This window comes from Pseudomonas sp. A214 (genome assembly GCF_900156295.1).
GTDB lineage: Bacteria > Pseudomonadota > Gammaproteobacteria > Pseudomonadales > Pseudomonadaceae > Aquipseudomonas > Aquipseudomonas rhizophila.
Genome location: NZ_LT707062.1, coordinates 2,445,504 through 2,469,474, shown reverse-complemented (window position 1 = coordinate 2,469,474; position 23,971 = coordinate 2,445,504). Strand labels below are relative to the sequence as shown.

Sequence of the window (23,971 nt, the reverse complement as noted above, 5' to 3'; positions counted from 1 at the left end):
CGGTTTCAGGTGCGCGAAGGCATTAAACGGTAAAGGCATCTTGCAGCAGTTGTTCCTGCTGCTCGGCGTGCATCGATGCATAACCACAAGCAGGTGCAGCAGAAGCGTCACGGCCGGCGTACTCAAGTACGAGCGACTTGTCGTGAGCGCTGATGATGCGGCGCATGTGATGTTGACTGCAGTACCACGCACCCTGGTTCATCGGCTCTTCCTGGCACCAGACGATGTGCTTCAGGTTTTTGTACGGAGCCAGGATTTCGACCAGGTCGTCCTCCGGGAACGGGTACAGCTGCTCGAGACGCACGATGGCGATATCGTCACGGCCTTCGGCACGGCGTTTTTCCAGCAAGTCGTAATAGACCTTGCCGCTGCACAGAACCACGCGACCGACGTTGGCCGGATCCTGAGCGTCGATTTCCGGGATAACGGTCTGGAACGAGCCTTCGGCCAGATCTTCCAGAGTCGAGATCGCCAGCTTGTGACGCAGCAATGACTTCGGTGTCAGCACTACAAGCGGCTTGCGCAGCGGGCGAATCACCTGACGGCGCAGCAAGTGGTAGATCTGAGCCGGGGTCGTCGGTACGCACACCTGGATGTTGTGCTCGGCGCACAGCTGCAGGTAACGCTCCAGACGTGCCGAAGAGTGCTCCGGCCCCTGCCCTTCATAACCGTGTGGCAACAGCATGGTCAGACCGCAGAGACGGCCCCACTTGTGCTCGCCGCTGGTGATGAACTGGTCGACAACCACCTGGGCACCGTTGGCGAAGTCGCCGAACTGGGCTTCCCAGATCACCAGCGCATTCGGCTCGGTGGTGGAGTAGCCATATTCGAACGCCAGGACGGCTTCTTCGGACAGCAGCGAGTCGTACAGGTCGAAACGTGGCTGGCCTTTGTACAGGTGTTGCAGCGGGATGTAGGTGCTGGCGTCTTTCTGGTTGTGCAGCGCCGCGTGACGGTGCGAGAAAGTGCCGCGGCCTACGTCCTGGCCGGTGATGCGCACAGGGTGACCTTCGAACGCCAGGGTCGCGTATGCCATGGTTTCGGCATAACCCCAGTTGATCGGCAGGCCGCCGGCTTGCATCTTCTGCCGGTCTTCGTAGATTTTCGCGACCTGACGCTGGACCACGAAGCCTTCCGGAATTTCCAGCAGCTTGGCGGACAGTTCCTGCAAGGTCTTGAGATCAAAACGGGTGTCATGACGAGCGGTCCAGGCATGACCCAGGTACGGGCGCCAGTCCACGAACAGCTCTTTGTTCGGCTCTTTGACCAGGCTTTTTACAACATGCAGGCCATTGTCCAGGGCATTGCGATATTCATCGACTTTTTCCTGGACGCGCTCAGCGTCCAGCACACCGCTCTGGGTCAGGCGCTCGGCATACAGCTCACGGGTGGTGCGCTGCTTGGCGATCTGCTGGTACATCAGAGGCTGGGTGCCGCTTGGCTCGTCGGCCTCGTTGTGGCCGCGACGACGGTAGCAGACCAGGTCGATCACCACGTCACGCTTGTACTGCATGCGGTAGTCAATGGCCAACTGGGTCACGAACAGCACGGCTTCCGGGTCATCGCCATTCACATGGAGAATCGGTGCCTGGATCATCTTCGCAACGTCGGTGCAGTACTCGGTGGAACGCGAGTCTTCCGGGTTGCTGATGGTGAAGCCGACCTGGTTGTTGATCACCAGGTGAATGGTACCGCCGGTCTTGAAGCCGCGAGTCTGCGACATCTGGAAGGTTTCCATGACCACGCCCTGACCTGCGAATGCAGCGTCACCGTGGATGGAAATCGGCAGGACTTTTTCGCCAGTCGGGTCGTTGCGACGATCCTGACGGGCACGGACCGAACCCTCGACCACCGGAGAAACGATTTCCAGGTGGGACGGGTTGAAGGCCATCGCCAGGTGAACTTCGCCACCGGTGGTCATCACGTTGGACGAGAAACCCTGGTGATACTTGACGTCACCGGAGCCCAGCTCGACCTTCTTCTTGCCTTCGAACTCGTCGAACAGCTCGCGCGGGTTCTTGCCGAAGGTGTTGACCAGCACGTTCAGACGGCCGCGGTGGGCCATGCCGATGACGACTTCCTTGGTGCCGTAGGAACCGGAGCGCTGGATCAGTTCGTCCAGCAGCGGGATCAGGCTTTCGCCACCTTCCAGGCCGAAACGCTTGGTGCCCGGGTATTTGGTGCCCAGGTACTTTTCCAGGCCTTCGGCGGCAGTGACGCGCTCGAGCAAGTGGCTCTTGACGTCAGCGGAGAAGGTCGGACGGCCACGAACGCTTTCCAGACGCTGCTGGAACCACTGGCGCTGCTCGGAATCGACGATGTGCGTAAATTCGGCACCGATGGTGCGGCAATATGTCTGCTGCAACGCTTCGTGAATTTCGCGTAGGCTCGCTTCCTCTTTGCCGATGAACAGGTCGCCGGCACGGAAGGTCGTATCAAGATCGGCATTGGTCAAGCCGTAATGAGTGATCGACAGGTCTGCAGGTGCAGGACGCTGCCACAGCCCCAGCGGGTCCAGCTGGGCTGCCTGGTGGCCGCGCATCCGGTAGGCCTGGATCAGTCGCAGCACTTCAACTTGCTTCTTCTCGTGCTCACTGCTCACGCTGCCGGCAGACACCGGTTGAGCGCGGCGCTGGTTCTTTGCCAGCAGCACGAAATGATCGCGAATTGTCGAGTGCGAAACATCAGTGGCAGAGTTACCGTCAGCCGGCAACTTCTGAAAGTAGGTGCGCCACTCTTCTGGCACAGCGTTAGGGTCGTGCAGGTAGAGCTCGTAGAGCTCTTCCACATAGGCAGCGTTACCACCGGAGAGGTGGGCACTGTTCCACATGCGCTGCATCACGCTTTCTTGCATGCTTGGTCACCCTCGATTTGGGGAACACCATCGGCGAAAACACCGAGCAAACTTGCAGAAGTCCGAATGCAGCGACCAAAACAAGCCACTTAGGATCACGCTGATAGTCCGGGTACCAGCCCGGATGCCCCTGCTTGTCTCATTTCTTCAAAATAAGAACTGCCGCTTTGTGAGCGGCGGTTCTGGTTATAGCCAGGACGCGGGTTGAAGCCCACGCCCCGACCTGTACGGGTACAGCGGTTCTACGGGTACAGCAGCTGAATCACACGCCGCTTTGCAGCAGCATGTTACGTACGTGACCGATGGCCTTAGTCGGGTTCAGGCCTTTCGGGCAGACGTTGACGCAGTTCATGATCCCGCGGCAGCGGAATACGCTGAACGGGTCATCCAGTGCAGCCAGACGCTCGGACGTCTTGGTGTCGCGGCTGTCTGCCAGGAAGCGATACGCTTGCAGCAGAGCGGCCGGGCCCAGGAATTTGTCCGGGTTCCACCAGAAGGATGGGCACGAGGTCGAGCAGCAGGCGCACAGGATGCACTCGTACAGACCGTCGAGCTTTTCACGCTCTTCCGGGGACTGCAGACGTTCGATGGCCGGAGCCGGCGAATCGTTCTGCAGGAATGGCTTCACCTTCTCGTATTGCTTGTAGAAGATGCTCATATCGACGACCAGGTCACGAATAACCGGCAAACCTGGCAGCGGACGAACGATCAGCTTGTTGCCCTTGACCACGGCGGACAGCGGCGTGATGCACGCCAGGCCGTTCTTGCCGTTGATGTTCATGCCGTCGGAGCCGCAAACGCCCTCGCGGCAGGAACGACGGTAGGAAAAACCTTCGTCCTGCTCTTTGATCAGGGCCAGCACGTCCAGCACCATCAGGTCTTTACCACCGGTATCGACCTGGAAATCCTGCATGAACGGCGCGGCGTCCTGATCAGGGTTGTAGCGATAAACACTGACTTGCAACATGGCGGCCACCCTTAGTAAGTCCGGATCTTGGGTTCAAACGTCGGAACGGTCTTCGGCGAGAAGTTCACCGCACGCTTGGCGACACGTTTTTCACCCGGGAAGAACAAGGTGTGGCACAACCAGTTTTCGTCATCACGGTCTTCAAAGTCTTCGCGGGCATGGGCACCACGGGACTCTTTGCGCACTTCTGCCGCGATGGCGGTGGCTTCGGCCACTTCCAGCAGGTTCTGCAGTTCCAGCGCTTCGATACGTGCAGTGTTAAACGCCTGCGACTTATCGTTGATCTTCACGTTGGCGATTCGTTCACGCAATTGAGCCAGCTGAGCGATACCCTTCTGCATGTACTCGCCGGTACGGAACACACCGAAGTAGTTTTGCATGCAGTTTTGCAGCTCGCGACGCAGGGTCGCCACGTCTTCGCCTTCGGTACGCTCATTCAGAGCGGACAGACGCGCCAGGGCGGCTTCGATGTTGGCGTCGGTGGCATCGTCATACTCGATACCCTCGGTCAGCGCTTTTTCCAGGTGCAGGCCGGCAGCGCGACCGAATACCACCAGGTCGAGCAGCGAGTTGCCGCCCAGACGGTTGGCACCGTGAACCGATACGCAAGCCACTTCACCCACTGCGAACAGGCCAGGGATGATTTCGTCCACGCCTTCGGCGTTCTGGGTGATCGCCTGGCCGTGAATGTTGGTGGCAACGCCGCCCATCATATAGTGGCAGGTTGGAACTACTGGAACCGGCGCAACGACAGGGTCGACGTGAGCGAAGGTCTTCGACAGTTCGCAAATGCCTGGCAGACGGCTGTGCAGCACTTCCTCGCCCAGGTGGTCGAGCTTGAGCATCACGTGGTCGCCATTCGGACCGCAACCGTTGCCGGCGATGATTTCTTTCACCATCGAACGGGCAACTACGTCGCGACCGGCAAGGTCTTTGGCGTTCGGAGCATAACGCTCCATGAAACGCTCGCCGTGCTTGTTGATCAGGTAACCGCCTTCACCGCGGCAACCTTCGGTGACCAGTACACCGGCGCCGGCGATGCCGGTCGGGTGGAACTGCCACATTTCGATGTCTTGTACCGGCACGCCAGCACGCAGCGCCATGCCGACACCGTCACCGGTGTTGATCAGGGCGTTGGTGGTGGACGCGTAGATACGGCCGGCACCGCCAGTCGCCAACACGGTAGCCTTGGCGCGGATGTAGGTGGTTTCGCCGGTTTCGATGCAGATCGCGATCACACCGACGAAAGCGCCATCCTGGTTTTTCACCAGGTCAACGGCGTAGTACTCGTTCAGGAACGTGGTACCGGCTTTCAGGTTGCCCTGATAAAGGGTGTGCAACAGTGCGTGACCGGTACGGTCGGACGCCGCGCAAGTACGCGCAGCCTGGCCGCCCTTGCCGTAGTCCTTGGACTGACCGCCGAACGGACGCTGGTAGATACGGCCGGTTTCGGTACGCGAGAACGGCAGGCCCATGTGGTCCAATTCGAAAACCGCAGCCGGACCTTCCTGACACATGTATTCGATAGCGTCCTGGTCACCGATGTAGTCGGAACCCTTGACGGTATCGTACATGTGCCAGCGCCAGTCATCGTTCGGGTCAGCCGAAGCGATGGCACAGGTGATGCCGCCCTGGGCGGAAACAGTGTGCGAACGGGTCGGAAAAACCTTGGTGATCACGGCAGTCTTGTGACCGCCCTGTGCCAGTTGCAGCGCAGCGCGCATGCCGGCACCGCCGCCACCAATAATGATGGCGTCGAAAGAAATCGTAGGAATGTTAGCCATGAATCAGATACCCCAAAGAATCTGCACACCCCAGACGAAGTACGCAAACATCGCGACGCCGCATACTGCCTGGAAGAGGAAACGTACGGCAGTCGCCGACTTGCCGAACGCCATCGGCGTCAGGTAGTCGGTCGCGATGGTCCACATGCCGACCCAGGCGTGAGCGCCCAGTGCGACAAGCGACAGCAGACTGAAGATACGCATCCAGTTGTTTGCGAACAGTTCGTGCCATTGGGCATAGCCAAGGCCAGGGTTTGCTACGACATATCCGATCAGGAAAATGAAGTAAGCCGCGAGAACGACCGCAGACACACGCTGCGCCATCCAGTCATAGAGGCCCGAACGGGAAAGGTTCGTGACGTTGGTTACCATATCCAGACTCCTGCCAGAACGATTACCACCACGGAAACGGCGATAACGATTTTCGAGCCCAGCTTGCCGCCTTCCAGCGTCTCACCGATGCCCATGTCCATGATCAAGTGGCGCACACCGGCAACCAGGTGATACAGCAAGGCGGACAGGATGCCCCAAATCACTAGCTTGGCTAGCGGACTGGTCAGACACGCTTTCACCTGACCGAAGCCTTCTTCCGAGTCGAGCGACTTGTCCAATGCATAAAGCATGATGGCCAGGCTGACGAAGAGAATGACACCGGAGATACGGTGAAGAATGGACGTGTAAGCAGTGACTGGGAGTTTGATGGTCCTTAGGTCTAGGTTTACAGGTCGTTGGCTTTTCACGGCTTTTTTTCACACTGAAGAGCCCCTAACAATCAGGGCAAAGTTGTTGGGGCGCGCACTGGTCAGGTACTCACCACCCAGGGAGTGACGACCCCCAAGAAAGCAGGCCCAAAAGCCCCTGGCGGTCGGTGGCCGAGTATAGACAGTTAGGCTACTAATGACAACGCGTTCACCTTCCCCTAATAGCGCATTGCACATATGAAGCAAAAGGCGTAAACGGCAGGCAATTTCGCGGAAAAAGTCCGGTTAAAGCCTTCTGGAGCAAGACTTTAGGCAAATTGACATTCGAATTTATCTCACTATAGTGGTGCGGGCCCTGCGTGGGGGGTCTGTCTGATGATTCCAAGCATTAATAGGAGGCCACATGGCTGACAAAAAAGCGCAGTTGATCATCGAGGGCGCAGCCCCCGTCGAGCTGCCCATTTTAACCGGCACCGTTGGTCCCGATGTAATCGACGTACGGGGCCTGACGGCCACGGGCCGTTTCACCTTTGACCCGGGTTTCATGTCGACCGCTTCGTGCGAGTCGAAAATCACCTATATCGACGGCGACAACGGCATCCTGCTGCACCGCGGCTACCCGATCGAACAACTGGCTGAAAAGTCGGACTACCTGGAAACCTGCTACCTGCTGCTCAACGGCGAGCTGCCAACCGCAGAGCAAAAGGCCCAGTTCGTCAGCACCGTGAAGAACCACACCATGGTTCACGAACAGTTGAAGACCTTCTTCAACGGCTTCCGTCGCGATGCCCACCCGATGGCCGTCATGTGCGGCGTTGTCGGCGCCCTCTCGGCCTTCTACCACGACTCCCTGGACATCAATAACCCCCAGCATCGCGAAATCTCCGCGATCCGCCTGGTGGCAAAGATGCCGACCCTGGCAGCCATGGTCTACAAGTACTCCATGGGCCAGCCCATGATGTACCCGCGCAATGACCTGACTTATGCAGAAAACTTCCTGCATATGATGTTCAACACCCCGTGCGAGATCAAACCGATCAGCCCGGTGCTCGCCAAGGCCATGGACCGGATCTTCATCCTCCACGCCGACCACGAGCAGAACGCCTCCACGTCCACCGTGCGCCTGGCCGGCTCCTCGGGTGCCAACCCGTTCGCCTGTATCGCCGCCGGTATCGCCGCACTCTGGGGCCCAGCCCACGGCGGTGCCAACGAAGCGGTATTGACCATGCTCGATGAAATCGGCGATGTCTCGAACATCGACAAGTTCATCGCCAAGGCCAAGGACAAGAACGATCCGTTCAAGCTGATGGGCTTCGGTCACCGGGTCTACAAGAACCGCGACCCGCGCGCCACCGTCATGAAGCAGACCTGCGACGAAGTGCTCAAGGAACTGGGGATCAAGAACGATCCGCAACTCGAACTGGCCATGCGCCTGGAAGAGATCGCCCTGACCGACCCGTACTTCATCGAGCGCTCGCTGTACCCGAACGTCGACTTCTACTCGGGGATCATCCTCAAGGCGATCGGCATTCCAACCAGCATGTTCACCGTGATCTTCGCCCTGGCGCGGACCGTGGGCTGGATCTCCCACTGGAAAGAAATGCTCTCCAGCCCGTACAAGATCGGCCGCCCGCGCCAGTTGTACACCGGCTACGAGTCGCGTGACATCACCCAGCTGGAAGACCGCAAGTAAGACCTGCCTTGCGATAGGTCCCAAGCTGCACCGAAACGGCCCCCGCTTCTTATATAAGAGCGGGGGCCGTTTTGTTTGTGCCCCTCCCCATCTTCTTCGCCCGGTCCGGCGCCATCGCGAGCAGGCTCGCTCCCACATGGAAATGCACTCCCCTGTGGGAGCGAGCCTGCTCGCGATTGGCGGCCGGCCTGCCGCCCCTTAAACCCAACACAAAAAAATACCCCAGCCTCTCGACCGGGGTATTTCTTCAAGCACTTCTCGCTACATCAATGGTTAACCGCCCCACTCGCCCCCAGACCAGTCTGCGAACGCACAAACTGCGGGAAGAACAGTGCACGCTCGTTCACGCCTTCAGCCGACTTGTCGGTGACGGAGAAGAACCAGATGCCGACGAAGGCAATGGCCATCGAGAACAGCGCAGGGTATTCATACGGGAAGATCGCCTTCTCGTGACCCAGGATCTGCACCCAGATGGTCGGACCGAGCACCATCAGGCCCACGGCACTGACCAGGCCCAGCCAGCCGCCAATCATGGCGCCACGGGTAGTCAGCTTCTTCCAGTACATCGAGAGCAGCAGTACCGGGAAGTTGCAGCTTGCCGCGATGGAGAACGCCAGGCCCACCATGAACGCGATGTTCTGCTTCTCGAACAGGATGCCCAGGCCGATCGCCAGCACCGCCAGGGCGATGGTGGTGATCTTCGACACGCGGATCTCATCCTTTTCGTTGGCTTTGCCTTTCTTGACGACACTGGCATACAGGTCATGGGACACCGCCGAGGCACCGGCCAGGGTCAGACCCGCCACTACCGCCAGGATGGTGGCAAAGGCTACGGCCGAGATAAAGCCCAGGAAGATGCTGCCACCCACCGCGTCAGCCAGGTGCACCGCCGCCATGTTGTTGCCACCCAGCAAGGCACCTGCCGCGTCCTTGAAGGCCGGGTTGGTGCTGACCAGCAGGATCGCGCCGAAGCCGATGATGAAGGTCAGGATGTAGAAGTAACCGATGAAGCCAGTGGCGTACAGCACGCTCTTGCGAGCTTCCTTGGCGTCACTCACGGTGAAGAAGCGCATCAGAATGTGCGGCAGGCCAGCGGTACCGAACATCAGCGCCAGACCCAGGGAGAACGCCGAGATCGGATCCTTGACCAGGCCACCAGGGCTCATGATCGCTTCACCCTTGGCGTGAACCTTGACCGCCTCGGAGAACAGCATGTTGAAGTCGAAGTTGACGTGCTTCATGACCATCAGCGCCATGAACGAAGCGCCCGACAGCAACAGCACCGCCTTGATGATCTGTACCCAGGTAGTGGCCAGCATGCCGCCGAACAGCACGTAGAGGCACATCAGGATACCGACCAGAATCACCGCAACGTGATAATCCAGGCCGAACAGCAGCTGGATCAGCTTACCGGCACCCACCATCTGCGCGATCAGGTAGAACGCCACCACGACCAGCGAGCCGCTGGCAGACAAGGTGCGGATCTGGGTTTGCCCCAGGCGGTAGGACGCCACGTCGGCAAAGGTGTATTTACCCAGGTTACGCAGGCGCTCGGCGATCAGGAACAGAATGATCGGCCAGCCGACCAAAAAGCCGATGGAGTAGATCAGACCGTCGTAGCCAGACGTGAACACCAGCGCGGAAATCCCCAGGAAGGACGCGGCCGACATGTAGTCACCGGCAATCGCCAGGCCGTTCTGGAAACCGGTGATCCGCCCGCCCGCAGCATAGTAGTCGGCTGCCGAGTTGTTGCGCTTGGACGCCCAGTAGGTAATGCACAAGGTCGCGCCAACGAAAGCCACGAACATGACAATGGCCGAAACGTTAAGCGGTTGTTTCTGCACGGCACCGGTCAGGGCTTCAGCCGCCCAGGCCCCCGGTGCGAAAGCTGCGATGCTCAACAGAGCCATTAGACGCCGGATCATTGCTGAGCCTCCTTGAGAATCGCATTGTTCAGATCGTCGAACTCACCGTTGGCGCGTCGCACGTAGATACCGGTCAGGATGAAGGCCGAGACGATCAGGCCGACACCTATGGGGATACCCCAGGTAATGGTGGACTCGGGCGAAATCTTGGCCCCGAGAACATGCGGCCCGTAGGCAATCAGAAGAATGAAGCCTGAATACAACCCAAGCATGATCGCCGAGAGAATCCAGGCGAACTTTTCTCTTTTTCTCACCAGCTCCTTGAAGCGCGGGCTGTTTTGAATCGAGAGGTAAATGCTGTCGTTCATTGTTTTTATCCTCGCAGCACAGATTTAATTGGAACAGCTCTACTCTATGCGGCTGAAGGCCAGGTTCCAGACGACCTTAGTATTAGAACGACATGACGTTTATCGATTGATGACGAGCACCGTTACCCCTTGTGGGAGCGAGCCTGATCGCGATAGCGGTGGGTCTGTGGGTGCACCGTCGAATGTACCGTCGCCATCGCGAGCAGGCTCGCTCCCACAAGGACGTGGGCGAGGCTAAAAAACGCAGGCATAAAAAAACCGCATGACGCCACGTCATGCGGTTTCGAGGATGTTAAACCGGGCGGATTACTTGCCGGTCCACTCCTTCACGCGGTCCGGGTGTTTGGCAACCCAATCCTTGGCAGCGGCGTCCGGCTTGGCGCCTTCCTGAATCGCCAGCATGACCTCGCCGATTTCGTCTTTCGAGTTCCACTGGAACTTCTTCAGGAACGCGACCACTTCCGGCGCCTTGGTGTCCAGCTCCTTGCTGCCGATGCTGTTCACGGTTTCAGCCGCGCCGTAAACGCCTTTCGGGTCTTCCAGGAAGCGCAGTTTCCACTTGGCGAACATCCAGTGCGGCACCCAACCGGTGACGGCGATGGATTCTTTTTTCTTCTCGGCACGGGTCAGCTCGGCAATCATGCCGGCGCCGGAACTGGCCTTGAGTTGATACCCGGTCAGGTCGTAATCCTTGATGGCCTGCTCGGTCTTGATCATGACACCTGAACCGGCGTCGATACCGACAATGCGGTTCTTGAAGCTGTCATCGGTCTTGAGGTCGGCCACGGACTGGGCCTTGACGTACTCCGGCACGATCAGGCCGATTTTTGCATCCTTGAAGTTCGGACCGTAATCGACCACCTGATCCTTGTTCTTGGTCCAGTAGTCGCCATGGGTCACCGGCAGCCAGGCCGAGAGCATCGCGTCGAGTTTGCCAGTGGCTACGCCTTGCCACATGATCCCGGTCGCAACCGCTTGCAGCTTCACGTCATAGCCCAGTTTCTGCTTGATGACTTCGGCCGCCACATGGGTGGTCGCGACGCTGTCGGACCAGCCATCGACATAACCGATGCTCAGGGTTTTGGTTTCGGCGCTGGCCAGTGTGGAGCTGATCGCCAGTACCAGTGCGGCACCTGCGCCCAAGAGTCGTCGCATTCTCATCGTTACTTCCCCGAAAGTGCTGCGCCCGACGGATGCCGAGCGGCGTCAACGTATTGTTATGGTGCACAGCGCCCCCATCACGCTCGCCTGCAAAACCGGTTCGAACGTCAGTGGAGTACTGACTCGTTGATCATCAACCTGCGCCGATCTGGAACCTGCTCTGCCTGCGACGTTGAAGCAACGAGAAACGACATCAGAACGCCAGCTACCTGCCTGCGCCATTCGGGCCAACAAAAATGCTCTCCTGCCGGTCACGCCCGAATTCGGCAAACCGCCAGATAACTAGCCGCTACCACGCGTGACCGTGTATCTTCGCGCTACTATCGCGCCCCGTTTGTGCCTGTTTTGTGCCTGTTTTGTGCCAATCATGGCACTTGGCTTCACTTCGGCGGTCATAGCCTGCGAACTTCAATCGGCATCTTCCTTTAAGGGATCCAGTCATGCTCCATTCCTTGCGCTTCGCTGCCTTCGCCGGCGGCCTTTTTCTGAGTGCGTCCGCGCTGGCGGTGGACATCGATGCCGCCAGCTATGGCTACCCCTTGACCAACCCGTTCGAGGCGACCATCGCCACTACGCCACCGGACCTGCGCCCGGAACTGCCCCCGATCGAAGATATCGACCAGGCGGACCACAGCCTGACCCTGCGCCCGGAACGCGAGTTCATCCTGCCAGACAATTTCTGGCCGGTGAAAAGCCTCACCTACCGCATGGCGACCCAGGACAAGCCCGCGCCGCTGATCTTCCTGATCGCTGGCACCGGCGCACGATACGACAGCAGCCTCAACGAATACCTCAAGCGCCTCTATTACAAGGCCGGTTACCACGTGGTGCAGCTGTCGTCGCCCACCAGCTTTGACTTCATGAGTGCCGCTTCGCGCTTCGCCACACCCGGCATCACCAAGGAAGACGCCGAAGACATGTACCGGGTGATGCAGGCCGTGCGCGCGCAGAACCCCAAGTTGCCCGTGACCGAGTATTACCTCACCGGCTACAGCCTCGGCGCCCTGGACGCGGCTTTCGTCGCGCATCTGGATGAAACCCGACGCAGCTTCAACTTCAAGAAAGTGCTGCTGCTCAACCCGCCGGTCAACCTCTACACCTCGATCACCAACCTGGACAAACTGGTCCAGACCGAGGTCAAGGGCATCAACAACACCACCACTTTTTATGAATTGGTGCTCAACAAGCTGACTCGTTACTTTCAGCAAAAAGGCTACATCGATCTCAACGATGCCCTGCTCTATGATTTCCAGCAGTCCAAGCAGCACCTGACCAACGAGCAGATGGCGATGCTGATCGGCACTTCGTTCCGCTTCTCGGCGGCCGACATTGCATTCACCTCGGACCTGATCAACCGTCGCGGCCTGATCATCCCGCCCAAATTCCCGATTACCGAAAGCACCAGCCTGACGCCGTTCCTCAAGCGCGCGTTGCAATGCGATTTCGACTGCTATCTCACCGAGCAGGTGATTCCGATGTGGCGCGCGCGCACCGACGGCGGCAGCCTGTTGCAACTGATCGATCAGGTCAGCCTTTATGCGCTCAAGGATTACCTGCACGACAGTCCGAAGATTGCCGTCATGCACAACGCCGACGACGTCATCCTCGGCCCGGGCGATCTGGGCTTCTTGCGCAAGACCTTTGGCGACCGCCTGACGGTTTACCCATTGGGCGGCCACTGCGGCAACCTAAACTACCGCGTCAACAGCGACGCCATGCTGGAGTTCTTCCGTGGCTAAATATCTCCTGCTTATCGCCGCGTTAATGAGTGCCGGCATGGTCCACGCCGATAACAGCAAGGCCAACGCGCCTGTGGTGGTGGACTCCGACGGTTTCAAGGAACCGTTGAGCAAGCTCAAGTTCAACCCCGGGCTGGACCAGCGCGAATTCGAACGCTCGACCCTCAACGCCCTGAACGTCTATGACCCGCTGGAGTCCTGGAACCGCCGCGTTTACCACTTCAATTATCGATTCGATCAGTGGGTCTTCCTGCCAGTCGTCGATGGTTACCGTTACATCACGCCAGGTTTCCTGCGCACCGGGGTGAGCAACTTCTTCAATAACCTGGGAGACGTGCCGAACCTGATGAACAGCCTGCTGCAATTCAAGGGCAAGCGTTCGATGGAAACCACGGCACGCCTGCTGCTCAACACCACCGTCGGCATCGCCGGCCTGTGGGACCCGGCCACCGCCATGGGCCTGCCGCGCCAGAGCGAAGACTTCGGTCAGACCCTGGGCTTCTATGGCGTGCCCGGCGGTGCGTATTTCGTACTGCCGATCTTCGGCCCTTCGAACCTTCGCGACACCTCGGGATTGCTGGTGGACTACACGGCTGAATCGGCGATCAACTTCCTCAACGTTTCAGAAGTCAGCGGCAACCACCCGGAACTGCTGCTCCTGCGCGCCGTGGACAAGCGCCACCAGACCAGCTTCCGCTATGGCCAACTGAACTCGCCATTCGAATATGAGAAGGTGCGTTACGTGTATACCGAGTCGCGCAAGTTGCAGATTGCCGAGTAACTCCCGGCCACCCCAAAACCCACTGTGGGAGCGAGCCTGCTCGCGATGAGGGCCTGCCATTCAACATTTATGTTGGCTGGTAGACCGCTATCGCGAGCAGGCTCGCTCCCACAGTTGTCATGTGTTGTCAGATTCAGCTTTTCAGCGCCTTCCAGACCTTGCCAACCACCATCACTCCCGCCAACACCAGCGCCCCCGCCACAATCCCGGCCACCGCATTAAGCAGCAACGGCACAATGAACCCGGCGCCGCCAGCACTGGCCGTCACACCTTCGATCCAGTGATGCACCACCGGCACGCCATGGGTCAGGATGCCGCCGCCCACCAGGAACATCGCCGCCGTGCCGATCACCGACAGGCCTTTCATCATGTAGGGCGCGGCGCGCAGGATGGCGCCACCGACGCTCTTGGCCCATTGCCCCGGCTTCTGCGTCAGCCACAACCCCAGGTCATCGAGCTTGACGATCCCGGCCACCAAACCATAGACGCCGACGGTCATGACGATGGCGATACCCGACAGCACGATCACCTGCTGGGTCAGCGGTGCATCAGCGACGGTGCCGAGGGTGATGGCGATGATTTCCGCCGAGAGGATGAAGTCGGTGCGTATCGCACCTTTGATCTTGTCCTTTTCGAAGGCCACCAGATCGACCGCCGGATTCGCCACGGCCTCGACCAGTTGCGCATGCTCGGCCTGGTCTTGCGCCTTGCTGTGAAGGAACTTGTGGGCCAGTTTCTCGAACCCTTCGAAGCACAGGTAGGCGCCCCCCACCATCAGCAGTGGCGTCACCAGCCAGGGCACGAAAGCGCTGATGGCCAACGCCGACGGCACCAGGATCAGTTTGTTGATGAACGACCCCTTGGCCACCGCCCAGACCACCGGTATTTCCCGCTCGGCACGCACGCCTGACACCTGCTGGGCATTGAGCGCCAGGTCATCGCCGAGCACGCCGGCGGTTTTCTTGGCGGCCATCTTGGTCATCAATGCAACATCGTCGAGCACTGTGGCGATATCGTCGATCAGTAACAGCAAACTGCTTCCGGCCATGGAGGAACTCCTTGAACAATAATGCTGCGCAGCATAGCGCGCCCGACGTGGCCGCGGGGCATTCTTGAGCGCTTCGCGAGGCCGGTGCTACCATGCGCAACCGCCAGAACAGGCAAGGAACCCCTGGGTTTATGAGCACTATCCGCGAGCGCAACAAAGAACTGATCCTGCGTGCCGCCAGCGAAGAGTTTGCCGACAAGGGCTTCGCGGCGACCAAAACCAGCGATATCGCGGCCAAGGCGGGCCTGCCAAAACCCAACGTCTACTACTATTTCAAGTCCAAGGAAAATCTCTACCGCGAGGTGCTGGAAAGTATCATCGAGCCAATCCTCCAGGCCTCGACCCCGTTCAACGCGGACGGCGTGCCCGGCGAAGTGCTGAGCCACTACATCCGCTCCAAGATCCGCATCTCCCGCGACCTGCCCTTCGCCTCAAAAGTCTTCGCCAGCGAAATCATGCACGGCGCCCCACACCTGAGTGCCGACCTGGTGGAACAACTCAACGCCCAGGCCCGGCACAACATCGACTGCATCCAGACCTGGATCGACCGCGGCCAGATCGCCCCCATCGACCCCAACCACCTGATGTTCAGCATCTGGGCCGCCACCCAGACCTATGCCGATTTCGACTGGCAGATCAGCGCCGTGACCGGCAAGGCGAAGCTGGATGAGGCGGATTACGAAGCGGCGGCGCAGACGATTATTCGGTTGGTGTTGAAGGGGTGTGAGGTGGATCGCTAGGCTCAGAACCGTGCCGCGGCCATCGCGAGCAGGCTCGCTCCCACAGGGGATTTTCTGTGTTCAGACATTTTGTGTCCATCACATAAACCCTGTGGGAACGGGCTTTCTCGCGCAGACTCGCCCCACAGGGTTCTGCTGTGAATGTAGATTCTGCGAGCAACCTAAATCCCTTGTGGGAGCGAGCCTGCTCGCGATAGCGGCAACTCGATTTCGAGTCAAAGCCAAATGGCATCCCACAGCGGATAATCGCCAAGCCGCTTCACGAGACCTGCCCGCAACGGGTTAGCGACGACATAGCGCGCCATTATGATCAACTCGTCTTCCCGCCGCAGTGCGCGGTCATGAAATCCTTGCTGCCAAAGGCTGACTTTATTACCCAGGCGCAGATTTACAGCTTTGGTACTCAATGATTTGATCCTTTGCATCAACTCACTCAAAGATCCCCTTCGCAACTCGATCAACCAATGGAAATGATCAGGCATGACCACCCAAGCCAATGAGTCGGCCCAGCCTTGCTCCTGAGCTTTTCGAAATTGCTCAACGACCAATCTACCCAGGATAACGTCCTTAAAAATTGGTATGCGGCCAAATGTGTTGGTGGTCAGTAAATAGACCCGACTGGATTCGGCGTAGCGACCGAGGCGCAGTCTATGTGAAGCAGGTGAACCAGGCATTCCTTGCCCCTTTGATGATTGACTCATGAAGAAGGCTAGATCTGTGCATGCCTGGATAGGAGGCAAACTTTTAGCTGGATGTGTCTGCTGGATGGCTATCGCGAGCAGGCTCGCTCCCACAGGGGATTTGCGGTGCCCATACATATTGTGTCCGCCCAAGTCCACCTGTGGGAGCGAGCCTGCTCGCGATAGCAATAGGTCAGTCAATACAAAATCAAGCCACCCCCGCATCCGCCATCAACCCCACTCCCTCCACGGCCCTGATCGCAACCTGCTCATCAACATCCGAGGTATCGCCACTGATGCCAATGGCGCCCAGCACCCTCCCCTCCTGATCCCTGATCAACACCCCACCCGGGGCCGGTACGACGTTGCCTTGGCCCAACCCATTCAAAGCGGCAAAGAACGCCGGGCGTTGCTGGGCGTCCTGGGCCAGCAGGCGCGAGCCTTTGCCCAGGGCGATGGCGCCCCAGGCCTTGCCGATGGCGATCTGAGGGCGAAGCAGGCTCGCGCCGTCTTCGCGTTGCAAGGCAATCAGATGGCCGCCGCTGTCCAGGACCGCAATGGTCAGGGGTGCAGCGCTGATTTCACGGCCTGCGGCAAGGGCTTGCCCCGTCAGGTTGACGGCGACTTTCAAGGTTAAAGCGCTCATAGGTGCTGTCCTTTTTTTGTTGTGGGAAGCGTTCCTGGCATTGCCATCAGCAATACCAGACGCAAACAATAGAACACAATGATAATATTTTTTGTATACAATAAATCCAACAACGTAACCTTATCGACGAAAAGCCACAGCATTTACGGCCTTCCGACGAATGAAACAGGTGCTTGAGGAAATGGATTGACCTGCGCCGTCCGCCGTGAATACACTCAGCGCAAAGCCACTTGTATACAATTACAAAACGTAAGAGGCACAAAATCATGAGCAAAATGAGAGCAATCGAAGCCGCCGTTCTGGTGATGCGCCGTGAAGGCGTGGACACCGCCTTCGGCATCCCGGGTGCCGCGATCAACCCGCTGTACTCTGCCCTGCAAAGGGTGGGTGGCATCGATCATGTCCTCGCTCGCCACGTTGAAGGCGCCTCCCACATGGCCGAGGGCTACACCCGCACCAAGGCCGGTAACATTGGCGTGTGCATCGGCACCTCGGGGCCGGCGGGGACCGACATGGTGACGGGGCTCTACAGCGCTTCGGCCGACTCGATCCCGATCCTGTGCATCACCGGCCAAGCGCCCCGCGCCCGCCTGCACAAGGAAGATTTCCAGGCTGTGGATATCACCAGCATCGTCAAACCGGTGACCAAGTGGGCCACCACCGTTCTGGAACCGGGCCAGGTGCCGTACGCTTTCCAGAAAGCCTTCTTTGAGATGCGCTCCGGTCGCCCGGGCCCGGTGTTGATCGACCTGCCGTTCGACGTGCAGATGGCCGAGATCGAGTTCGACATCGACGCCTACCAACCGCTGCCCCTGGCCAAACCCGCCGCCAACCGCGTGCAGATCGAAAAAGCCCTGGCCATGCTCGATCAGGCCGAGCGCCCCTTGCTGGTGGCCGGCGGCGGGATCATCAACGCCGATGCCAGTGAGCTGCTGGTGGAGTTCGCTGAGCTGACCGGCATCCCAGTCATCCCTACCTTGATGGGCTGGGGCACCATCCCTGACGATCACCCGCTGATGGTCGGCATGGTCGGCCTGCAAACCTCCCACCGCTATGGCAATGCGACGCTGCTCAAATCGGACGTGGTGCTGGGTATCGGCAACCGCTGGGCTAACCGCCACACCGGTTCGGTGGATGTCTACACCGAAGGCCGCACCTTCATTCATGTGGACATCGAGCCGACCCAGATCGGCCGTGTGTTTACCCCCGACCTGGGCATCGTGTCCGACGCCGCTTCGGCACTGACGGCGTTCATCGAAGTCGCCCGCGAATGGCAAGCCGCCGGCAAACTGAAAAACCGCAGCGCCTGGCTGCAGGACTGCCAGCAGCGCAAGGCCAGCCTGCAGCGCAAGACCCACTTCGACAACGTGCCGATCAAACCCCAGCGTGTGTACGAAGAAATGAACCAGGTCTTCGGCAAGGACACCTGCTACGTCAGCACCATCGGGCTGTCGCAGATCGCCGGGGCGCAGTTCCTGCACGTCTACAAACCGCGCCACTGGATCAACTGCGGCCAGGCCGGCCCGTTGGGCTGGACCATTCCGGCGGCACTGGGGGTGGTCAAGGCCGACCCGAGCCGCAAGGTCGTGGCGTTGTCGGGCGACTATGACTTCCAGTTCATGATCGAAGAGCTGGCGGTAGGCGCGCAGTTCAAGCTGCCGTACATCCACGTGGTGGTGAACAACTCCTACCTGGGGTTGATCCGCCAGGCCCAGCGCGGGTTCGACATGGACTATTGCGTGCAACTGTCCTTCGACAACCTCAACGCCCCGGAACTCAACGGTTATGGCGTGGACCACGTCGCCGTGGCCGAGGGCCTGGGTTGCAAGGCGCTGCGGGTGTTCGAACCGTCCGGCATCCAGCCGGCGCTGCGCAAGGCCCAGGAGTTGATCGAGGAGTTCAAGGTGCCGGTGATCGTCGAGATCATCCTGGAACGGGTGACCAACATTTCCATGGGCACCGAGATCAACGCCGTCAACGAATTCGAAGACCTGGCGCTGGTGGGCAACGATGCGCCGACAGCGATTTCGTTGCTCGATTGAATGCCGACGCACTCCTGTGGGAGCGAGCTTGCTCGCGATGACGGCGCTACATTCAACATGGATGCAAGCAGACACACCACTATCGCGAGCAAGCTCGCTCCCACAGGGGGCCTGCCAACTATTTATAGGAGACCACCATGCCGCGTTTTGCAGCCAACCTGTCCATGCTGTTCACCGAGCAGGATTTCCTCGCCCGTTTCGAAGCGGCCGCCAAGGCCGGTTTCACCGGTGTCGAATACCTGTTCCCTTATGACTACAGCTCCGCCGAGCTCAAGGCGCTGCTCCAGGCCAATGGCCTGACCCAGGTGCTGTTCAACCTGCCGGCCGGCGACTGGGCCAAGGGCGAGCGCGGCATTGCCTGTCTTCCGGACCGGGTTGAAGAGTTCCGCTCGGGCGTTGACCTGGCGATCGCTTATGCCCAGGTGCTGGGCAACACCCAGGTCAACTGCCTGGCCGGCATTTGTCCGCAGAACTGCGACAAGGCCCTGGTGGAGAAAACCTTCGTCGCCAACCTGAAATACGCTGCCGAGAAGCTGCAGGCCAAAGGCATCAAGCTGGTGATGGAAGCTATCAACACCCGCGACATTCCCGGTTTCTACTTGAACAACACCGCCCAGGCCCTGTCGATCCGCGAGCAGGTGGGCAGCGCCAACCTGTTTCTGCAATACGACATCTACCACATGCAAATCATGGAAGGCGACCTGGCCCGGACCCTGTCGGCGCACCTGGGTCAGATCAACCATGTGCAACTGGCGGACAACCCGGGACGCAACGAGCCGGGAACCGGCGAGATCAACTACCGCTTCCTGTTCGAACACTTGGACCGCATCGGTTACCAGGGCTGGGTCGGCTGCGAATACAAGCCGCTGACCAGCACGGAAGCGGGTCTGGGGTGGCTGAAAAGCCATAACGCAGTCTGACCCAAAAAATCCCCTGTGGGAGCGAGCCTGCTCGCGATAGCTGTAGTCCAGCCAACCTATTCGTTGAATGTGAAACCGACATCGCGAGCAGGCTCGCTCCCACAGGAAAGCAGTCTCATTTGCTGAAGCAGCAATAAAAACAAGAGGATTTTCTCATGGCTAAAATCGGATTCATCGGCACCGGCATCATGGGCCATCCCATGGCAATGAACCTGCAAAAGGCCGGGCACAGTCTGTTCCTGAGCCAGCACCACGACCCGGCCCCCGCCGATCTGCTGGCCGGCGGCGCGGTGGCGCTGGCCAACCCGAAGGAAGTCGCCCAGGAAGCCGAGTTCATCATCGTCATGGTCCCGGACACCCCGCAGGTCGATGACGTGCTGTTTCGCGCCGATGGCGTCGCGGCGGGCGTGAGCACGGGCAAGGTGGTCATCGACATGAGCTCGATCTCCCCCACCGCCACCAAGGCGTTCGCGGCCAGGATCAATGAAAAAGGCGCGCAATACCTCGATGCCCCCGTGTCCGGTGGTGAAGTCGGCGCCAAGGCCGCCACACTGAGCATCATGGTCGGCGGCGACAGCGGCGCTTTCGAGCGTGCCCTGCCGCTGTTCCAGGCCATGGGCAAGAACATCACCCTGGTGGGTGGCAACGGCGACGGCCAGACCGCGAAAGTGGCGAACCAGATCATCGTCGCGCTGAACATCCAGGCCGTGGCCGAAGCCCTGCTGTTCGCCGCGAAAAACGGCGCCGATCCGGCCAAGGTTCGCGAAGCGTTGATGGGCGGTTTTGCCTCTTCGAAGATCCTGGAAGTACACGGCGAGCGCATGATCAAGGGCACCTTCGATCCGGGCTTCCGCATCAGCCTGCACCAGAAGGACCTGAACCTGGCCCTGCAAGGCGCCAAGGAGCTGAACATCAACCTGCCCAACACCGCCAACGCCCAGCAAGTTTTCAGCACCTGCGCGGCCATCGGCGGCAGCAACTGGGATCACTCGGCGTTGATCAAGGGGTTGGAGCACATGGCGAATTTCTCGATTCGCGACAAGTAAACCTGCACTAACCCCTGTGGGAGCGAGCCTGCTCGCGATAGCGGTCTTACATTCAACACATAAAGTGACTGGATTAACGCCATCGCGAGCAGGCTCGCTCCCACAGGGAATCGAGTCGCTTCATCCAATAATAAAAATCGGGAGTCCGCCATGTCGGTCGATCCGCAACAATTGCTGCGCGAGCTGTTTGCCACAGCCATCGATGCGGCCCATCCGCAGCATGTCCTTGAACAGTATCTGCCCAGCGATCGCAGCGGCCGGGTGATCGTCATCGGCGCCGGCAAGGCCGCCGCGGCGATGGCGCAGGTGGTCGAGCGCTGCTGGCAGGGCGACGTCACCGGTTTGGTGGTGACCCGCTACGGCCATGGCGCGCCTTGCCAGAAGATCGAAGTAGTGGAAGCCGCTCACCCGGTGCCTGATGCGGCGGGCCTGGCGGTGGCCCAACGGGTGCTGGAGCTGGTCAGCAACCTCAACGAAGACGACCGGGTGATTTTCCTGCTGTCCGGCGGCGGCTCGGCGTTGCTGGCGCTGCCGGCAGCTGGAATCACCCTGGCCGACAAGCAATCGATCAACAAGGCTTTGCTCAAGTCCGGTGCCACCATCGGCGAGATGAATTGCGTGCGCAAACATCTCTCGGCAATCAAGGGCGGGCGCCTGGGCAAGGCCTGCTGGCCGGCGACGGTCTACACCTACGCGATTTCCGATGTGCCCGGCGACCTCGCCACGGTCATCGCCTCCGGCCCCACCGTGGCCGACCCCAGTACGTCGGCCGAAGCCTTGGCGATCCTCAAGCGCTACAACATTGAAGTACCGGCCTCGGTGCGCAACTGGTTGCAAAGCCCGGAATCGGAAACCGTCAAACCCGGCGACCCGCGCCTGGCCCGCAGTCACTTCCAATTGATCGCCCGTCCCCAACAATCACTGGAAGCGGCGGCGGTGAAAGCCCGCCAGGCCGGTTTCAGCCCGTTGATCCTCGGCGACCTGGAAGGCGAATCCCGGGAAGTGGCCAAAGTCCACGCCGGTATCGCCCGGCAAATCGCCCTGCACGGCCAGCCTCTGGCGGCGCCATGCGTGATCCTCTCCGGCGGCGAAACCACAGTCACCGTGCACGGCAATGGCCGGGGCGGACGCAACGCAGAATTCCTGCTCAGCCTGACCGACAGCCTCAAGGGCCATCCCGGCATTTACGCACTGGCCGGTGACACGGACGGCATCGACGGTTCCGAAGACAACGCCGGCGCCATCATGACCCCGGACAGCTATCGCCGAGCCGCCGAACTGGGCCTGAGCGCCAGCGACGAGCTGGACAATAACAATGGCTACGGCTACTTCGCCGCGCTGGAGGCGTTGATCGTTACCGAGCCGACGCGCACCAACGTCAACGACTTTCGCGCCATCCTGATTCTTGAGAACCCCAAACATGACGCCTGATAAAAAGGTCAAGATTCTCGCGACCCTTGGCCCCGCAACCCGTGGGATCGATGACATCCGTGAACTGGTGCAAGCCGGCGTGAATATTTTCCGCCTGAACTTCAGCCACGGCGAGCATGCCGACCACGCCCAGCGCTACCAGTGGATTCGTGACGTCGAGCAGCAGCTCAACTACCCACTGGGCATTCTGATGGACTTGCAGGGCCCGAAACTTCGCGTGGGCACATTCGCCGACGGCAAAGTGCTGCTGCAACGCGGCCAGGCCCTGCGCCTGGATCTGGACGCCACGCCCGGCGATGAACAGCGGGTCAACCTGCCCCACCCACAGATCATCGCGGCCCTGGAGCCGGGCATGGACCTGCTGCTGGACGACGGCAAGCTGCGCCTGCGTGTGACCACCAAACACGCCGATGCCATCGACACCCAAGTGCTCAACGGCGGCGAACTGTCAGACCGCAAAGGCGTGAATGTGCCCCAGGCCGTGCTCGACATGAGCCCGCTGACCACCAAGGACCGTCGCGACTTGAGCTTTGGCCTGGAGCTGGGCGTGGACTGGGTGGCGCTGTCGTTCGTGCAGCGCCCCGAGGACATCCGCGAGGCGCGTGCGTTGATTGGCGACAAGGCATTCCTAATGGCCAAGATCGAGAAACCGTCGGCGGTGACCCAGCTTCGGGAGATCGCCGAACTGAGCGACGCGATCATGGTTGCCCGGGGTGACTTGGGTGTCGAAGTACCGGCCGAAAGCGTGCCGCAGATCCAGAAGAACATCATCGGCACCTGCCGCGCCCTTGGTAAACCGGTGGTGGTGGCCACGCAGATGCTCGAATCCATGCGTTTTTCTCCCGCACCCACCCGAGCCGAAGTCACCGATGTGGCCAACGCCGTGGCTGAAGGGGCCGATGCAGTGATGCTGTCGGCGGAAACCGCGTCGGGCGATTACCCCCTCGAAGCCGTGCAGATCATGAGCAAGATCATCCGCCAGGTGGAGAACGGCCCGGATTACCAGGCGCAGTTGGATGTCAGCCGGCCGAAGGCCGAAGCCACGGCGTCGGACGCCATCAGTTGCGCAATCCGGCGTATCAGCAATGTACTGCCGGTAGCGGTGCTGGTGAACTACAGCGAATCGGGCAGCTCCAGCCTGCGGGCGGCGCGGGAGCGGCCGACGGTGCCGATCCTCAACCTCACGCCCAACCTGCAAGCAGCCCGCCGTCTGACCGTGGCCTGGGGCGTGCATTCGGTGGTCAACGATCGGCTGCGCCAAGTGGACGAAGTGTGCTCTACGGCCCTGGAAATCGCCCAGGCCCAGGGCATGGCCCAGCGGGGCGACACCCTACTGATCACAGCCGGCGTGCCGTTCGGGCAGCCGGGGTCGACTAATTCGCTGCGCATTGAGACGTTGATTTAGCGCCTGTATCGGCCTCATCGCGAGCAGGCTCGCTCCCACAGGGGTTTTGTGAACACCACAGATCCAGTGTGGGAGCGAGCCTGCTCGCGATGAAACCCAC

The 23,971-nt window shown here is 60.0% G+C and carries 20 protein-coding genes; 9 read left to right on the top strand and 11 right to left on the bottom strand.

Going from position 1 to position 23,971, the window contains the following annotated elements:
- Nucleotides 1-22: 22 nt before the first annotated feature.
- From BW979_RS11135 to sdhC, 5 genes are all read right to left on the bottom strand, one after another.
- Nucleotides 23-2,854, bottom strand: a complete 2,832-nt coding sequence (locus BW979_RS11135; RefSeq protein ID WP_047230488.1) for a 2-oxoglutarate dehydrogenase E1 component — start codon at nt 2,852-2,854, stop codon at nt 23-25.
- A gap of 262 nt (nt 2,855-3,116) precedes the next feature.
- Complete coding sequence (locus tag BW979_RS11130) at nt 3,117-3,821, bottom strand: succinate dehydrogenase iron-sulfur subunit (protein WP_047230491.1); 705 nt, start codon at nt 3,819-3,821, stop codon at nt 3,117-3,119.
- An 11-nt stretch (nt 3,822-3,832) separates the two neighbouring features.
- A complete protein-coding gene (gene sdhA / locus BW979_RS11125; protein ID WP_047230489.1) occupies nt 3,833-5,605 on the bottom strand; it encodes a succinate dehydrogenase flavoprotein subunit in 1,773 nt (590 codons plus the stop codon).
- Nucleotides 5,606-5,608: 3 nt separating this feature from the next.
- Nucleotides 5,609-5,977, bottom strand: coding sequence for a succinate dehydrogenase, hydrophobic membrane anchor protein (gene sdhD / locus BW979_RS11120; protein ID WP_047230490.1), 369 nt, complete (start codon nt 5,975-5,977; stop codon nt 5,609-5,611).
- Nucleotides 5,971-6,345, bottom strand: coding sequence for a succinate dehydrogenase, cytochrome b556 subunit (sdhC, locus tag BW979_RS11115; protein WP_024780620.1), 375 nt, complete (start codon nt 6,343-6,345; stop codon nt 5,971-5,973). Before sdhC ends, sdhD begins: the two co-directional genes overlap by 7 nt.
- Nucleotides 6,346-6,709: 364 nt before the next feature.
- Here sdhC and gltA point away from each other — a divergent pair, with 364 nt between their 5' ends.
- The gene (gene gltA, locus BW979_RS11110; RefSeq protein ID WP_003204440.1) at nt 6,710-7,999 is read left to right on the top strand and encodes a citrate synthase; all 1,290 of its coding nucleotides are present in this window, start codon (nt 6,710-6,712) and stop codon (nt 7,997-7,999) included.
- Between the two features lie 266 nt (nt 8,000-8,265).
- Here the strand turns inward: gltA and BW979_RS11105 are convergent, their stop codons facing one another.
- The 3 genes from BW979_RS11105 to BW979_RS11095 all read right to left on the bottom strand — a co-directional run bounded on the left by BW979_RS11105 (nt 8,266) and on the right by BW979_RS11095 (nt 11,393).
- Nucleotides 8,266-9,924, bottom strand: coding sequence for a cation acetate symporter (locus BW979_RS11105; RefSeq protein ID WP_047229598.1), 1,659 nt, complete (start codon nt 9,922-9,924; stop codon nt 8,266-8,268).
- Nucleotides 9,921-10,232: a DUF485 domain-containing protein gene (locus BW979_RS11100; RefSeq protein ID WP_047229599.1), complete on the bottom strand. Its 312-nt coding sequence runs from the start codon at nt 10,230-10,232 to the stop codon at nt 9,921-9,923. The genes BW979_RS11105 and BW979_RS11100 overlap by 4 nt, the downstream gene beginning before the upstream one ends.
- Nucleotides 10,233-10,538: 306 nt before the next feature.
- Nucleotides 10,539-11,393 (bottom strand): glycine betaine ABC transporter substrate-binding protein, encoded by an 855-nt coding sequence (locus BW979_RS11095; RefSeq protein WP_076383810.1) that lies wholly within the window; start codon nt 11,391-11,393, stop codon nt 10,539-10,541.
- Nucleotides 11,394-11,833: 440 nt separating this feature from the next.
- Here BW979_RS11095 and BW979_RS11090 point away from each other — a divergent pair, with 440 nt between their 5' ends.
- Both BW979_RS11090 and BW979_RS11085 read left to right on the top strand, forming a co-directional pair.
- On the top strand, nt 11,834-13,132 hold the full coding sequence (locus BW979_RS11090; protein WP_047229601.1) for a serine/threonine protein kinase: 1,299 nt from the start codon (nt 11,834-11,836) through the stop codon (nt 13,130-13,132).
- On the top strand, nt 13,125-13,913 hold the full coding sequence (locus BW979_RS11085; protein ID WP_076383809.1) for an MlaA family lipoprotein: 789 nt from the start codon (nt 13,125-13,127) through the stop codon (nt 13,911-13,913). Before BW979_RS11090 ends, BW979_RS11085 begins: the two co-directional genes overlap by 8 nt.
- A 133-nt stretch (nt 13,914-14,046) precedes the next feature.
- On the opposite strand, the gene BW979_RS11080 is transcribed toward BW979_RS11085, so the two are convergent.
- A complete protein-coding gene (locus BW979_RS11080) occupies nt 14,047-14,961 on the bottom strand; it encodes a DUF808 domain-containing protein (protein ID WP_076383808.1) in 915 nt (304 codons plus the stop codon).
- Between the two features lie 131 nt (nt 14,962-15,092).
- Here BW979_RS11080 and BW979_RS11075 point away from each other — a divergent pair, with 131 nt between their 5' ends.
- Nucleotides 15,093-15,701, top strand: a complete 609-nt coding sequence (locus BW979_RS11075; RefSeq protein ID WP_047229604.1) for a TetR/AcrR family transcriptional regulator — start codon at nt 15,093-15,095, stop codon at nt 15,699-15,701.
- Nucleotides 15,702-15,916: 215 nt separating this feature from the next.
- Here BW979_RS11075 and BW979_RS11070 read toward each other — a convergent pair whose 3' ends face one another.
- Together BW979_RS11070 and BW979_RS11065 are read right to left on the bottom strand one after the other, a co-directional pair.
- Complete coding sequence (locus BW979_RS11070; protein ID WP_047229658.1) at nt 15,917-16,375, bottom strand: REP-associated tyrosine transposase; 459 nt, start codon at nt 16,373-16,375, stop codon at nt 15,917-15,919.
- Nucleotides 16,376-16,589: 214 nt separating this feature from the next.
- Nucleotides 16,590-17,027 (bottom strand): GlcG/HbpS family heme-binding protein, encoded by a 438-nt coding sequence (locus BW979_RS11065; protein ID WP_076383807.1) that lies wholly within the window; start codon nt 17,025-17,027, stop codon nt 16,590-16,592.
- A 266-nt stretch (nt 17,028-17,293) separates the two neighbouring features.
- Between BW979_RS11065 and gcl the strand changes: the two genes are divergently transcribed.
- The 5 genes from gcl (at nt 17,294) to pyk (ending at nt 23,871) form a co-directional block, all read left to right on the top strand.
- On the top strand, nt 17,294-19,069 hold the full coding sequence (gene gcl / locus BW979_RS11060) for a glyoxylate carboligase (protein WP_076383806.1): 1,776 nt from the start codon (nt 17,294-17,296) through the stop codon (nt 19,067-19,069).
- Nucleotides 19,070-19,206: 137 nt separating this feature from the next.
- Entirely contained in the window at nt 19,207-19,989 is a 783-nt protein-coding gene (hyi, locus tag BW979_RS11055; protein WP_047229607.1) for a hydroxypyruvate isomerase, read from the top strand.
- Between the two features lie 155 nt (nt 19,990-20,144).
- Nucleotides 20,145-21,035, top strand: a complete 891-nt coding sequence (locus tag BW979_RS11050) for a 2-hydroxy-3-oxopropionate reductase (protein ID WP_076383805.1) — start codon at nt 20,145-20,147, stop codon at nt 21,033-21,035.
- 150 nt (nt 21,036-21,185) lie between these two features.
- A complete protein-coding gene (locus tag BW979_RS11045; RefSeq protein WP_047229609.1) occupies nt 21,186-22,466 on the top strand; it encodes a glycerate kinase type-2 family protein in 1,281 nt (426 codons plus the stop codon).
- Complete coding sequence (gene pyk, locus BW979_RS11040) at nt 22,456-23,871, top strand: pyruvate kinase (protein WP_076383804.1); 1,416 nt, start codon at nt 22,456-22,458, stop codon at nt 23,869-23,871. Before BW979_RS11045 ends, pyk begins: the two co-directional genes overlap by 11 nt.
- The last annotated feature ends 100 nt before the right edge of the window (nt 23,872-23,971 follow it).

Excerpts from the sequence above, each read along its gene's own strand:
- BW979_RS11070 (WP_047229658.1), bottom strand. The coding sequence starts at position 16,375 with ATGCCTGGTTCACCTGCTTCACATAGACTGCGCCTCGGTCGCTACGCC.
- gcl (WP_076383806.1), top strand. The coding sequence starts at position 17,294 with ATGAGCAAAATGAGAGCAATCGAAGCCGCCGTTCTGGTGATGCGCCGT.
- BW979_RS11090 (WP_047229601.1), top strand. The coding sequence starts at position 11,834 with ATGCTCCATTCCTTGCGCTTCGCTGCCTTCGCCGGCGGCCTTTTTCTG.
- BW979_RS11075 (WP_047229604.1), top strand. The coding sequence starts at position 15,093 with ATGAGCACTATCCGCGAGCGCAACAAAGAACTGATCCTGCGTGCCGCC.
- sdhD (WP_047230490.1), bottom strand. The coding sequence starts at position 5,977 with ATGGTAACCAACGTCACGAACCTTTCCCGTTCGGGCCTCTATGACTGG.
- BW979_RS11135 (WP_047230488.1), bottom strand. The coding sequence starts at position 2,854 with ATGCAAGAAAGCGTGATGCAGCGCATGTGGAACAGTGCCCACCTCTCC.
- BW979_RS11100 (WP_047229599.1), bottom strand. The coding sequence starts at position 10,232 with ATGAACGACAGCATTTACCTCTCGATTCAAAACAGCCCGCGCTTCAAG.
- BW979_RS11095 (WP_076383810.1), bottom strand. The coding sequence starts at position 11,393 with ATGAGAATGCGACGACTCTTGGGCGCAGGTGCCGCACTGGTACTGGCG.
- BW979_RS11065 (WP_076383807.1), bottom strand. The coding sequence starts at position 17,027 with ATGAGCGCTTTAACCTTGAAAGTCGCCGTCAACCTGACGGGGCAAGCC.
- hyi (WP_047229607.1), top strand. The coding sequence starts at position 19,207 with ATGCCGCGTTTTGCAGCCAACCTGTCCATGCTGTTCACCGAGCAGGAT.
- BW979_RS11050 (WP_076383805.1), top strand. The coding sequence starts at position 20,145 with ATGGCTAAAATCGGATTCATCGGCACCGGCATCATGGGCCATCCCATG.
- sdhA (WP_047230489.1), bottom strand. The coding sequence starts at position 5,605 with ATGGCTAACATTCCTACGATTTCTTTCGACGCCATCATTATTGGTGGC.
- gltA (WP_003204440.1), top strand. The coding sequence starts at position 6,710 with ATGGCTGACAAAAAAGCGCAGTTGATCATCGAGGGCGCAGCCCCCGTC.
- BW979_RS11080 (WP_076383808.1), bottom strand. The coding sequence starts at position 14,961 with ATGGCCGGAAGCAGTTTGCTGTTACTGATCGACGATATCGCCACAGTG.
- BW979_RS11045 (WP_047229609.1), top strand. The coding sequence starts at position 21,186 with ATGTCGGTCGATCCGCAACAATTGCTGCGCGAGCTGTTTGCCACAGCC.
- BW979_RS11130 (WP_047230491.1), bottom strand. The coding sequence starts at position 3,821 with ATGTTGCAAGTCAGTGTTTATCGCTACAACCCTGATCAGGACGCCGCG.
- pyk (WP_076383804.1), top strand. The coding sequence starts at position 22,456 with ATGACGCCTGATAAAAAGGTCAAGATTCTCGCGACCCTTGGCCCCGCA.
- BW979_RS11105 (WP_047229598.1), bottom strand. The coding sequence starts at position 9,924 with ATGATCCGGCGTCTAATGGCTCTGTTGAGCATCGCAGCTTTCGCACCG.